At 40.1% G+C, this 12,884-nt stretch carries 12 protein-coding genes; 6 read left to right on the plus strand and 6 right to left on the minus strand.

What is annotated here, in order from left to right; genetic code table 11:
• Positions 1-146 precede the first annotated feature (146 nt).
• The 3 genes from FD50_RS12760 to FD50_RS11790 form a co-directional block, all read right to left on the minus strand.
• Complete coding sequence (locus FD50_RS12760; protein WP_156653551.1) at positions 147-284, minus strand: hypothetical protein; 138 nt, start codon at positions 282-284, stop codon at positions 147-149.
• A gap of 20 nt (positions 285-304) precedes the next feature.
• Positions 305-973 carry a metal-dependent transcriptional regulator gene (locus FD50_RS11785; protein WP_056961955.1) on the minus strand — a complete coding sequence of 223 codons (669 nt, stop codon included), beginning with the start codon at positions 971-973 and terminating at the stop codon, positions 305-307.
• 406 nt (positions 974-1,379) lie between these two features.
• Positions 1,380-2,321 (minus strand): hypothetical protein, encoded by a 942-nt coding sequence (locus tag FD50_RS11790; protein ID WP_056961957.1) that lies wholly within the window; start codon positions 2,319-2,321, stop codon positions 1,380-1,382.
• Between the two features lie 469 nt (positions 2,322-2,790).
• Between FD50_RS11790 and FD50_RS11795 the strand changes: the two genes are divergently transcribed.
• The 5 genes from FD50_RS11795 (at position 2,791) to FD50_RS11815 (ending at position 7,630) form a co-directional block, all read left to right on the plus strand.
• On the plus strand, positions 2,791-4,026 hold the full coding sequence (locus tag FD50_RS11795) for an L-lactate MFS transporter (RefSeq protein ID WP_056961959.1): 1,236 nt from the start codon (positions 2,791-2,793) through the stop codon (positions 4,024-4,026).
• A 609-nt stretch (positions 4,027-4,635) separates the two neighbouring features.
• Entirely contained in the window at positions 4,636-5,757 is a 1,122-nt protein-coding gene (locus FD50_RS11800; RefSeq protein WP_056961961.1) for a helix-turn-helix domain-containing protein, read from the plus strand.
• The gene (locus tag FD50_RS11805) at positions 5,750-5,962 is read left to right on the plus strand and encodes a PLDc N-terminal domain-containing protein (protein WP_054757356.1); all 213 of its coding nucleotides are present in this window, start codon (positions 5,750-5,752) and stop codon (positions 5,960-5,962) included. Before FD50_RS11800 ends, FD50_RS11805 begins: the two co-directional genes overlap by 8 nt.
• Positions 5,962-6,888: an ABC transporter ATP-binding protein gene (locus tag FD50_RS11810; protein WP_056961963.1), complete on the plus strand. Its 927-nt coding sequence runs from the start codon at positions 5,962-5,964 to the stop codon at positions 6,886-6,888. The genes FD50_RS11805 and FD50_RS11810 overlap by 1 nt, the downstream gene beginning before the upstream one ends.
• Positions 6,863-7,630 carry an ABC transporter permease gene (locus FD50_RS11815; protein WP_056961965.1) on the plus strand — a complete coding sequence of 256 codons (768 nt, stop codon included), beginning with the start codon at positions 6,863-6,865 and terminating at the stop codon, positions 7,628-7,630. The genes FD50_RS11810 and FD50_RS11815 overlap by 26 nt, the downstream gene beginning before the upstream one ends.
• Positions 7,631-7,720: 90 nt before the next feature.
• Here FD50_RS11815 and FD50_RS11820 read toward each other — a convergent pair whose 3' ends face one another.
• A complete protein-coding gene (locus FD50_RS11820) occupies positions 7,721-8,773 on the minus strand; it encodes a baeRF6 domain-containing protein (RefSeq protein ID WP_056961966.1) in 1,053 nt (350 codons plus the stop codon).
• A 461-nt stretch (positions 8,774-9,234) separates the two neighbouring features.
• Between FD50_RS11820 and FD50_RS11825 the strand changes: the two genes are divergently transcribed.
• The gene (locus tag FD50_RS11825; protein WP_056961968.1) at positions 9,235-10,242 is read left to right on the plus strand and encodes an NAD(P)-dependent oxidoreductase; all 1,008 of its coding nucleotides are present in this window, start codon (positions 9,235-9,237) and stop codon (positions 10,240-10,242) included.
• Positions 10,243-10,532: 290 nt separating this feature from the next.
• On the opposite strand, the gene rlmH is transcribed toward FD50_RS11825, so the two are convergent.
• A complete protein-coding gene (rlmH, locus tag FD50_RS11830; protein ID WP_054757351.1) occupies positions 10,533-11,012 on the minus strand; it encodes a 23S rRNA (pseudouridine(1915)-N(3))-methyltransferase RlmH in 480 nt (159 codons plus the stop codon).
• A gap of 459 nt (positions 11,013-11,471) precedes the next feature.
• Positions 11,472-12,803, minus strand: coding sequence for a S1C family serine protease (locus FD50_RS11835; RefSeq protein WP_054757350.1), 1,332 nt, complete (start codon positions 12,801-12,803; stop codon positions 11,472-11,474).
• Positions 12,804-12,884 lie beyond the last annotated feature (81 nt).

Genomic DNA, 12,884 nt, shown 5'->3' on the forward strand with positions numbered 1-12,884 from the left:
TTGTGACAAAATTTAACTTTTGTCACAACCCCTTAACTTTACGCTGCTGTACTTAACAAGCTTAACGAAAATTTCAAAATCGATAAATTAATGTTTCTTTGCACGACTGCGTACATATTAATATTAATTTATCCACTTTGCTGCGTTTAAATAGTACTGATATCCTGTTTTAACGCATTTAAAATATTAACAAAAGTTGCTGGCGATAAGGTTGCCTTCTCACCAACAACAACTTTAACATCGTCGATCCGTGTGCAAATAAGTTCTTTTTCCGCGGTTGTCATTTTGCCACCTCCTTTCACATCTAATCAACAACAATTGTATTTTTTACAAGAGAGACATAGATGTACTCTCCAATTTTTTCACTAATTTTCAGCGTTCTTGCATTCCGATCAGTTACTGCGATCGTTTGTTTTTGCGGATTATACTCACCAACCGTTAACGTCTGTTGGAGACTTAATCCTATATTTTGAAAATAGTTAATAGTATTTTCGGATTCAAGGTAGCTGCAAAGTCTGACCGTTTGTCCTGCTTCAAAATTAATTAACGGCTGACTTCCATCATTAACTATCTGATCGACATTTTGGATAGCCCCACCAAAAGGACTCACCTTTGGATAATCCAGATACTGATTCAACTGTTGGACCAGCTGCGCATCATCAAAATCTGCAATTTCCCATGCTTGGTGCGGAATCGTTGTTAACGGCAGCTCAAAGTCATGCACTAACCACGCCTCGCAAAGCCGATAGCGTTGCATCAGCACTAACGCCCGCTGCATCCCCTTAGTACTCAGCATAATCGGGCCATACGGTCTCTGATATGCCAAACCATGCTGCTCCATTTTTTTAACTATTCCATTGACCGATGCTGGTGCAATTTTTAAATAACAAGCCACCTGCTTATTGGTAGTCCTTTTAGTTGACAAGCTGCATTCAAAAATTGCTTTAAGGTAATTATCTATAGCTGTTCTCATAATATGGCCCCTTGTTTTTATGGTATCCCTAAGTTATTATTTTAGACTATAAAACTTTAAGATACAAGTTACGTTGCCGTTAAAATGCGACGGCTTTGAGTAATTTTAAAAAAAGCTTCCCAAAATCAGAAAATGTGCTAACACAAAAAAAGAAAGTGTGCTAACAGGCGTTTAGTTGGCGAAAATTAACAGCATAAGGCGCATAATAATTCCGCGATTGGCTTGTCTGACTTACGGGGGTAAGTGTAACCAACTGTTTTTTGGTACACGTTTCAGCACTAGTTGTTTGGAAACAAGGACGCAAAAAAAGAGTTCGCGACTTTTTGGTCCCGAACTCTTTTTGGTTTATAACATGTAAGTTGTTTCGTGGCTCAGCGTAAGGCGCCCACCACAACCGATGCGTTTGCTAATTTACATTTTTACGGTATGCTTCACCAGTCAACTGCTCGACAGGCTTGAAAGTTTTATGAAAAGCAGTTTCAAGCAACTGCGCATTTTTGTTTTGTTCATAAAACCTTGCTAAAATCAGTTGGAAAAGCGGCAGATAGAAACATACCCCTAGGACACTGAGCAACGGGCCGCCATAGATCATAATTGGTTCCCAGATATAAAAGCCAAAGTACATTACAACTCCCCAGATTGCAATCCACACTACCAAAGGAAGCGCAGCTAACAATAATTGCCCTAACAAACGCAATTTAGCCTTCTTCATAAAACGGCGACTAGCTGTTAATGCATGCCTTTGCGACTGTCCCAGAAATTGCGGTTGCTTTTCTCGGTATAAAAAGAGACTTTGCGAATATTCCAGTCTCTTCCATACAAGCACTCCAAAAGCCACGAGTTGTAACAGATAAGCTACAATTTGAATTCCACCAAATAAAGACTTCAAAATCAGCACTGGCAACAACCATAAGAAAATAAACAGCGAATTATAACAGAACAAGCGTAAAAGTTGGTTCTTATTCATCTGTTTAATTCTGCGCCATGTATCTTGAAAGCTTACTCTGGTCTGCACTCCGCGATTAACATCTTGGATGCTAAATTGAATTGCAACTGCGATATAAAAACTGAAAATTTCTAATACTACTAAGAAAAATAAGCCTAAAATAAATGCAGCAACCCCGATTAACAATGAACCATAGTTTGCACCATAAAGTAAAAGTGTAACTGCCGATGCTAAAGTGGATAAACCAAACTTCAACAAAATGCCATCAAATAGCACTAACACACACATCGTTACTGTGACAACAACATACAATAGTCCCGCAGTCAACCAATTATTTTTTATCTGTGGACCAAGTTCGCCTAGATAGCTCTTGATTGAGCCCTTTAAACTTCCCTTCACCATGAACAACCCCGATTTCGTTAATTCTTGCTCAAAACTTCAAGCAGCATCTTCATCTTAGCACAAAAGACTCTTCAATAACGTGACTGCCCAGAATGTTCAAGAAGTTGTTACATTCGATTCATCAAAAAGTCATCTTTGCGCAATTCACTTAATCCCCTTTGTCACACCTCAACAATTTAACGTTCCACGTGAAACGCTCCTATTCAGTTCACATTCCTCCCCCTTCAAAGAATTTTAACTTCTTTTACTCCTACATTAGTTTTTTAGTTCTGACAACTTTTTAAATTCTAGCTAACAAGCAGAGCTAATTTTGAGATAAAGTTCGTTTTTAACAATAAAAAAACTCTTTTTTAATGTTTTATCGTATGCTACAATCTAAATATGCTAACAATATAAATTAGTTGTGTACAACTTGTACGTGATTGTTCAAACTAAATTGCCAATTTGCTAATAAACGGGGGAAGAAAATTTGAAAACAAATCGTTATCTAGTAGCAGCTGCAGGCATCATATTCCATTTAATGATTGGTTCAGTTTATGCTTGGAGTGTTTTCACTAATCCAATTGCAAAACAAACCGGATGGGCAGAGTCGTCAGTCGCATTTGCTTTTAGTATTGCCATTTTTTTCTTAGGACTGTCAGCGGCCTTTATGGGACGAGCTGTCGAAAAGTTTGGTCCGCGGTTAACCGGTACCCTTGCTAGTTTCCTTTATGGTACTGGAACTATTATGACCGGGCTCGCTATTCATCAAAAATCTTTGTGGCTGCTCTACATTGCTTATGGTGTAATCGGTGGTCTAGGTCTGGGTTCAGGTTATGTCACACCTGTTTCAACTATTATTAAATGGTTCCCTGACAAACGTGGCTTATCAACTGGGTTGGCAATCATGGGGTTTGGTTTTGCAGCTCTGTTAACCGGCCCGATTGCACAACAGCTCATGGTCACAGTTGGACTTGAACAAACATTTTATTTGCTGGGTGCAGCGGATTTCATTGTGATGTTAGTCGCCGCACAATTTATCGTTCGTCCACGAACTACAATCGCAAATCCTGCCGGACACAAGCTCAAAAGCGGTACGCGTTTGACCACTGGACCTGAATTAACCGCCAATCAGGCCTTGAAAACAAAGTCATTTGTCTTTCTCTGGATAATGTTCTTTATTAACATTACATGCGGAATCGGCTTAGTTTCGGCAGCTTCCCCTATGGCACAAAGTATGACTGGAATGTCAGTTCAAACAGCTGCAGTCATGGTCGGTATTATCGGGCTCTTTAATGGCTTTGGCCGCCTAGTCTGGGCCACCCTTTCCGATTACATTGGCAGGCCTGCGACTTTCAGCACCATTTTTATAATCAATGTGGCCATGCTGACACTGTTACTTTCCTTCCAATCACAAATTATTTTTGTAAGCGCACTTTGCTTGTTGCTGTCTTGCTATGGTGCTGGTTTTTCTGTCATCCCAGCTTATCTTGGTGATGTATTTGGAACTAAGGAACTCGGTGCCGTCCATGGTTACGTTCTAACTGCTTGGGCTGCAGCTGGAATTGTTGGTCCCGTGCTCCTTTCCCTCACCCATCAACTGTTCCATAACTACACCTTGACTCTCATCGCTTTCATCGTTATTGATTTACTTGCATTAGTGGTTTCATTTCTAATTCGACGCAATTTTGCTTTAAGTACAAAGCTAGTAGACAGCGAGCTTTAAACTCTAGCACTTGGTTTTACAGGCTGCGGGGTGTACCGGTAACTTAAAAGAAAGTGCGACATAAGTCGGGAAAATTTGAGTGCTACCTCGAAATTACGAACATAGCGAGTACCTTGCTATGAGTAATTCGAAGTTAGACGGAGAATTTTGACTTATGGAACACGTTTATCCGGAATAAAAGAGGGGCTGTGACAAAATTTAACTTTTGTCACAGCCCCTTTTTTCTACGTCTTGTCAATAAAAATATTATTAAATAAACAATTTATGCTAAAGAATAGCGGGTATTGGTTCGGAAACAAGCTTTTTCGTCCCCGAACCAATGCCCTATTCTTGTTATTTTAGTGCCCTTAATTTCCAAACAGCGAGTGCTGAAACGTGCGTCAACTAACCGCCTGTTAGCGCACTTTCTTTTATTGATTGCAAATCCGCTTGCCCACGACTTTGATCCGCTATTCCATTCTTTATGTATTAAAGATAAGCCCTGTCATCACTCCTGCAAACACAGTTTCCTAATAGTTGACTTTTAGTTCGATTAGTTGCCTAAGGCTCCATATACTTTCCTCTTTTTAGGCCGTAAAATTATTAATATACAGAAAGGAGCCCTGTAACATGCAACTTTATATTGGACCAGTTCTAACAGCTCAACGTAAGCAAAAAGGAATTACACAACAACAATTAGCTGATTTTATCGGTGTCTCCAAAGCGGCTGTTTCTAAATGGGAGACTGGACAAACCTACCCAGACATCACATTACTTCCTGCACTAGCCGCATATTTCGATTTGCGCATTGACGACTTGTTGAATTATCAACCACAGTTATCCGCGAAAGAAATTCAAACAATTTATGCCGCACTCAAAACTTCCTTTGAAACCGAAACAGCTGAGGAAGTGCTGCGCAAAATTCACAGCTTTGTTCGGCGTTACTATGCCTGTTACCCTTTTATCCAACAAATGGGATTGCTGCTACTTAATCACTACGATTTACTTCCCGGAAAAGACGAACCGGAAAAGTTGCAGCATTATGTTTCCGAAGCAAAGGACCTTTTTATTCATGTGTTTAAAAATGCTAAGGAGCTGACACTAATCAAGCAAGCTAACGACTTTGCGGGTTATGCGCAGCTGATGTTAGGAAATAATGAAGAAGTCTTCGCTTTATTAGGTAGACGTACCCCAGCTTGTCTTCCCGTAGAGAACCTGATTGCAGCAGCTTTTCAACGCCAAAACAACCTAGAAGCTGCTCAAGCAATCTATCAAAGCTCACTCTTTCAATATTTAACAATCATGGTAGGTCAATTTTGCAACTATCTGCAAGTACTGCTTAACGAGCCGAAACGTTTTGCACAAACCTATCAGCATGCACAAGATATCACCCACAGCTTTCACTTCGAGACACTTCATCCCGTAGCTATGATGAATTTACAGCTGTCCGCTGCAGCCGGATTTGCTCAGCAGCGCGAAACAACCGCGCTATTCGAAGTTCTGACTGAATTTGTGTCTATCTTTACCGCAACTAAATTTCCAGTTAAATTGCATGGGGATCGCTACTTTGATCTGATTGATGATTGGTTGGAACACTTAGACATCGGTTCACAGCTCCCACGCGATCCAGCGCAGGTTCAATCCAGTCTAAAAAATTTCGTACTTCAAGGAACCGTCTTTGCACCTTACAAAGATGACCCACGGATGATTGCACTTTGCCAACAATTAAAGGAGCCAAAAAATTATGAATAATCACTGGCAGCTTTTAATGACTAACTTACCTTTATTCATCCCGCTTGTTTTGTTAGAGGTCGGCTTGATGCTCGCAGCACTTATTCATGCTTTACGCCATTCACATTATCGCTTTGGAAATCGAGTTTTCTGGATTGTTGTAATTCTTTTTATTCAAATCGTTGGTCCCCTTACTTATTTTGTATTTGGCAGAGGTGAAAACTAATGACTGCTCTTTTAACACTCACACATGTACAAAAATCTTTTGGCACACACCATGTCCTGCAAGATTTGAGCTTTAGTATTCCAACTGGTTCAATCTTTGGTTTCGTAGGTGAAAATGGGGCTGGCAAAACAACTACCATGCGTCTACTACTAGGTTTGGAGAAAAGTGAGCATGGCTCGATCCTCCTCGCGGGTCAAGAAGTTACCTTTGGTGGAAATCGGACGAATTCAATCACAGGCTACTTACCAGACGTCCCGGCTTTTTATGACTACATGACTGCTACAGAGTATCTGACACTGTGCGCACGGCTTACACGTATTGCTAACCGCGAACAGCGAATTGCAGAAATGTTGAATCTCGTTGGTCTAAAAACCAAGAAACAGCGAATTCATGGTTTTTCACGTGGTATGAAGCAGCGTCTCGGGATAGCACAAGCTTTACTAAACGAACCCCAGCTCTTAATCTGCGATGAACCGACCAGTGCACTCGATCCCCTAGGACGCAACGAGTTTCTAGAACTTTTGGCAACTCTGCGCGGCAAAGTAACTGTCCTTTTCTCAACCCATATTCTTAGCGATGTAGAAAGGATTTGTGACTACGTGGGCATCCTTCATGCAGGACGCATGCAAAAATGTGCTCCCTTAAGTGATCTGCGCAACCAATATGGTCGATCACGAATCATGTTAACTTTTCCAGATACACCAACCGCGAAGCGCTGTATGCAGGTCCTCGCTCATTTTCCTGCCTATGCAGTTAAAAATACCGTAATGATTGACTATCAGGGAAGCTACACTAATGCTGCACACCAAGTATTACAAACGCTGACAGCATCAGTAACCCCGATAGCTCTGCAACACAAGTGCCCCACACTTGAACAAATCTTCTTGGAGGTGACTGGTAATGCGCATTCTGACAATCATGTTTGAAAAAGAACTTGTCGAAACTTGGCGCACTTATCGCTTTTTGACTCTGATAACATTTTTTTTAATCTTAGCATTGATGAGTCCACTCGTAGCAAAACTTACACCGACGATTATCAAGTTAAGCTTGAATGATACGCTCAATTTACAGCTCCCGCAACCAACTGCGTTTGATTCTTGGAAACAATTTTATAAAGGGATAACTCAGCTTGGAATCTTGGTCACTGCCATCCTTTTTGCCGGAACAATGAGTCAGGAACTGAGTAAAAATACTTTAGTTAATCTTGTAACTAAAGGACTCCCACGTTGGACAATTGTCCTGAGCAAATATTTTAGTCTGCTGTTACAATGGACCGTTGCACTCAGCCTCAGTTTGTTTGTAACTTGGGGATATACTGCCTATTATTTTCCTGCTAAAATAACTCCCACTGCTGTTTTAGCAGGATTCCTCCCACTGCTGCTCTTTGGTATCTTCTTATTGGCATTAATTCTATTTGGTTCAACTTTAGGCCAAAATAACTATGGCGGTTTGCTGATTCCCCTCTTTATTACCGTAATCCTTTATCTAATCAATCTAGTTAAACAACTCCACAACTATAACCCACTTTCTTTGATTGGAGATAATTTAGCAATTCTTCAGGGCACAAAGCCCTTATCTCAGCTCCTGCCGGGCATGTTAGTCGCGATTGCAGCCTCTTTATTTTTACTAGGAGGAACTGTCGTTTTGCTAAATCACCGGAAAATATAAATTAAAAGCCAAGGAATTTGCTTAATCAGCTTTTTCCTTGGCTTTTAGTACAGTTCCACTATTCTATCTTAAATCAGTCACTTTATGCCGTTATTTTGCATATGCGGCTGCACTGACCAACGGCATCTGCGGCTGTTGCGTCACCACAGAAATTGCAGTCTGCTGAATTAGCGCTTGTTTAAGTAACCGGTTAATCTGCGGATAAAGCTCGGGTCCTTTCTTAGCAATTTCAGCCTCTGGTGCAACAAAAAGATAACGAATATCATGTGCATTCAGCATGTTTTGAATATTACCAAGATCCGTATACAAGTTATCCTTGAAGTCCTTGGTGACTGCTGCTACCGAGGTCTTTTTATTATCATTATCAATTCTGTCATTTACACGCTCCGCAATTTCAGCCGTTGAAAGTTTCTGAACTGACTGCTCGACCCGGACAGCTGCAATTGTTAAATTCTCATTCAGTTTTTCAAATAGGTTGATGTTTTGTGGCAATCCCATCAGAATGAACGTGCTTTTGCTTAAGGAAGACGCTTTACCCAAAAACTCAATCAGATAACGATAATAGCGTTCTTGATCAATCTGCTTTTCCTGACTGATCTCGCTATGTCCATGATAAAAGGCTTCTCCACCTCTTGCATGAAAGTTCAATTCACTCTTACTAAGCTCGCTTCCAAGTGCATCCTGCAAGCTCGTAGGATAATCTGGAATTTTTAATACTTGCACCTTCTTATTTTGCAAGCGAAACAGCTGACTGCTGTCACGATTCAATTCAATCAAAGTATAATCGCTATTAGGTGCTTCGCTTAACAACATTAAAAAGTCGATTGTCTCTCCAACGTGCACCGTCGACTCCTCAATGCTAGTACGGTCAACATAATAAACTGCGGCCGCACTGCTTTCAAAAACCACGGTGATCCCAGCATATGGTAATTGCTGTCTCACCAAGTCATTTACCTCAGTGACAAAAGAATCCGCTTCGGTCCCTAACTTGCGCCTAATCTCTTTAAGAAGATTCTTGACCCGTAACTGTTCAGCTTCATCATAAGCTAGTTTACTCAGGTTCAGGTTCAGCGTAATCACTTGCGCAGCAGTCTCAGGTATCGGTAATGCAGCTAACTCGGAAATCGTTGTTTTAATTGCCATCGTAAACACTCCTCCTAGTCTGAATACTTCAACATGTCTACGGTAAGTATAGCAAACATCGCCGTGTAAGCGCTATGAAAGTGGCTTATGGAAAAGTTACCTTGGAACCTCACTGTGTGTTCTTGTTATAAATTCAAGTGAATTAATCAGTTGTGCAATGAATATAACAATGTATATATGCAAAAAAAAGTTGTTTTAAAAAGTTCCTCAGACTTTTAGTGAACCCTTTAATGCATAAAATCTAAATGTTATGGGTTACATGTTAATAGATATTCTTTTTTAACGAGATAATATTCATCATTATTTTTTGAACTTTATAATCTCAAGTGATTCTCAAGTGTCTAACTGGTTAAAAAGTACTTTAGATGATATATTTTCTAACATCAAGTATCTGATTTGTGCTTTTCCTGCTGGGATAGCCTCAAATCGCAAAAAATAAGTATAGTAAGAAGGTAGCCCACATGAAAATTATGATTGCTGATTACGCAGCAGCTATGATGGAAGATCATACTTATGAACTTAAACTCCTAACGCAGACTCATCCTGACTGGATCGTAAAAACTATGGTATATAATCCTGAAAAATTAACTGCCTTTTACACTGAAATGTTGGATGCAGATGCACTGCTAACAGCCTTTATTCCTGTAGATGAAACCTTGCTGGCTAACGCTCCTAACCTAAAATTGATTTCAATAAATGCAATGGGTTTCAATAATATTGATCTCAAAGCCACTGCCGCCCATCAAGTTAGCGTCTGCGCAATCTCTGATTACTGCAGTACAGATGTAGCCGAGTTTACCTTTTCATTATTATTGAGCTTGACCAAGCAGTTGAAAGCTTACGATCATTTACTGACAGTTGAACATTTATGGAAATATAATGCCTTGCCACCACAAAAACGCCTAGCTGAACAGACTTTAGGAATCTGCGGTTTAGGTAAAATTGGGCAAAAAGTTGCCTATCTTGCTAAAGCATTCGGGATGAAAGTAATTGCATATGATCCTTTTTTGCCTCCTGCAGTGGCGGAAAAACTTGAGATTCCGCTAGTAACGGCATCACAAATTTACGCTGCAGCAGATATCATCACTAATCACATGCGTTTAACTGCAGCCAACCGGCACTTTTTTAATACCACGGCGTTTAAACAAATGGGGCAAGGAAAACACCCGCTTTTTATCAATGTGGCCCGTGGTGAAAGTGTTGACGAGCAAGCCTTGTTGACTGCGCTTGAAAAAAAATGGATCAAAGGTGCTGGTCTTGACGTTTTGGCCGTCGAAAACCCTGTGTTGAAAAACCATCCGCTCTTAAAGCGCACAAACGTCAGCGTGACCCCGCATGCTGCTTTCTACTCAGTTAATTCAATTACTGAACTGCAACGAATTTCATGCCAAAATATTGTTAACTTCTTTGCTGGTAATCACACCAAAGTTGATCGTTTTGTCAGCGAACCAGCCAAAGTTACAAAATAGCAGTAAAGTCAGCTTTTAAATTCTTAATTAAAACCAGTACCTCGCTCAGTTAGGGTTCAAAACCCTCGCAGCTTGCTCGTTTCAGTAACCTCAAAAAGAGAGTGTGACATAAGTTGGGAAAATTTGAGTGCTAATTCGAAGTCAGACGGAGAATTTTGACTTAGGGAACACGTTTATTCGGAATAAAAAAGGGGCTGTGACAAAAGTTAAATTTTGTCACAACCCCCTTTTTTAATATTCGAATTAATGGACTCTTGGAAGCAAATATAGATAAACAACAATGCTAGGCATCATTTGTGATACGGACTCCCAGCATTAATCATAAAAGCGCGATAGATCTGCTCCGTCAACACCAACCGCATTAATTGATGCGGTAAGGTGAATCGTCCGAATGACAACTGCGCATCAGCTCTTTTTAATACAGCGGGACTCAATCCCAATGAGCCACCAATGACAAATGTGAGTGCACTATGACCATAAGTTGTTAATTTTTCAAATTCCGCTGCAAATTCTTCTGAGCTGAGCTCTTTACCTTTAATTGCCAGTGCAAAAACGTATTCTCTTTCCTTAATCTTAGCCAGAATGCGTTCGCCTTCGATTTGTTTAACCTGTTGCATTTGTGCTGTACTCAACTTCTCAGGTGCCTTTTCATCGGGAACTTCTACAATTTCAAAATTACAAAATTTGCTTAAGCGTTTTGCGTATTCTGCAATTCCCTGTTTTAAGTATTTCTCCTTAAGTTTACCAACAACAATAATTTTACTGTTCATAACTACCCGCCTTTTCACAAGTTATCCACAAAGTTATCCACTTATCCACAGCTAGCATCTCTATATCTTGGCGCGAACATATTTTCGTCACAACATTTATTAATTGCAAATTTGTCAATAGTTAATCAGTTATCCACAGTTTTACACAGTCTTTACACTCCTTAATTTTAGGTAAAGAATGTTGATACAATAGCATTTATACACTAGATTTCAAGTGCAAAATAAAGTTAGTCACAGACAAAAACACAATCTGTGGATAACTTTGAGAAGATGGAAAAAGCCATTTATCAACAACACTCCCTCTTTTCAACACCCGCTAAGATTGCTATTCACTTTTTTATCCACAAAGCTCTTCAAAACTGTGCCTTATAATTATTGTGCACATAAAAAGAGGTATTTGACAACCGCAATTCACGGACAAATACCTCTGTAACCAAATTATAAATTATGCTTAAAATTCTAGTTTCCAGAATTCGATGAGGTGGTCGTATTTGCATCATCTGCTTCCAATGACAGTTTAATACTTGCTGTCTTAAGTTCACCATCATGGTAATACTTGATTTCCACAGTATCACCGACCTTATGCTCATAAAGCGCCTCGCGCAGTGATGAGAGCCCTTTGACCGTCTTGCCACCTAGGGACGTGATCACATCATATTTCTGCAACCCCGCCTGTTTAGCTGGTGAATTCGACGAAACCTTAAGGACTACAACGCCATTATCAACACTAGTTGGTAACTTCAGCACTGATTTTCTGTCACTTGTAGAAACATAGCTTAAATCAACTAACGAAATTCCAAGCGCAGGACGCTTAATTTTGCCATTTTTAACAAGCTGATTGATGATGTTTACCACTTCATTACTTGGGATTGCAAAGCCCATCCCTTCAACACTTGTCGACGATGATGAACTAGTCGAACTTGAACTGGTAGATGCAAGCTTCATCGAGTTAATCCCGATCACTTGACCATCAAGATTGATCAACGGGCCGCCTGAATTACCAGGATTAATGGCAGCATCAGTCTGAATAACGGTAGTCTGTCCCGTACTTGCACCTGAGCTATCGGTTGTTTCAATTGTCCGTTTTTTAGCTGAAATAATTCCTTGCGTCAATGAGGTTGCATAAGTTGATCCTAGCGGTGAACCAATTGCAAGGGCTGTCTGCCCAACTTGAATATTATTTGAGTTACCAAATGATGCTACCTGTGTAACATTTGCTGCATTAATTTTCAAAACTGCTAAATCAGTTACAGAATCATGTCCAACAACTTTAGCAGTCAATTTCTTCCCACTGTTCAAGAGGACTTCGACCTTATTTGCTCCTGAAATAACATGATTATTTGTAACTACAAAGGCCGTATTACCATCCTTTTTATAAATCACACCTGAGCCTTCGCTTTCAGAAGACGAGCTACTTGAATCTGAACCTGAGCCAAAAAGACCACTCAGTGAGTTAGAAGAACTACTTGAAGAGTACGCTTCAACTGAAACCACCGCATTTTGAATCTTATTGAATGCTTTGGTAGATTGTGTACTTACGTTTACTTTTATATTACTAACACTCGTTGTCCCGCGTGAATTTGCGGTGCTCACCGCATTTTCTTGATAATGCTGGTACACGCCATAGCCGCCAAAGGCAATTCCGCCTCCTAGTAGGCCCCCAACGAGTGCTACTACAAAAATTTTACCCATTTTAGGGTGTTGATTGTCATTATTTTTTGGAGAATTAGGCTCTTTAAATTCCCCTTCAAAAGTTTTTTGTCCTTCGTTATTTCCTTCGTTATTATCCATGAGTTATGCGCTATTCAAAAAATAACGCTGACCCCCCTCCCAGAGATTTTTTCATAGCTCTTCCATGGTTACATTCTAACG

It is taken from the genome of Liquorilactobacillus satsumensis DSM 16230 = JCM 12392 (genome assembly GCF_001435195.1).
GTDB lineage: Bacteria > Bacillota > Bacilli > Lactobacillales > Lactobacillaceae > Liquorilactobacillus > Liquorilactobacillus satsumensis.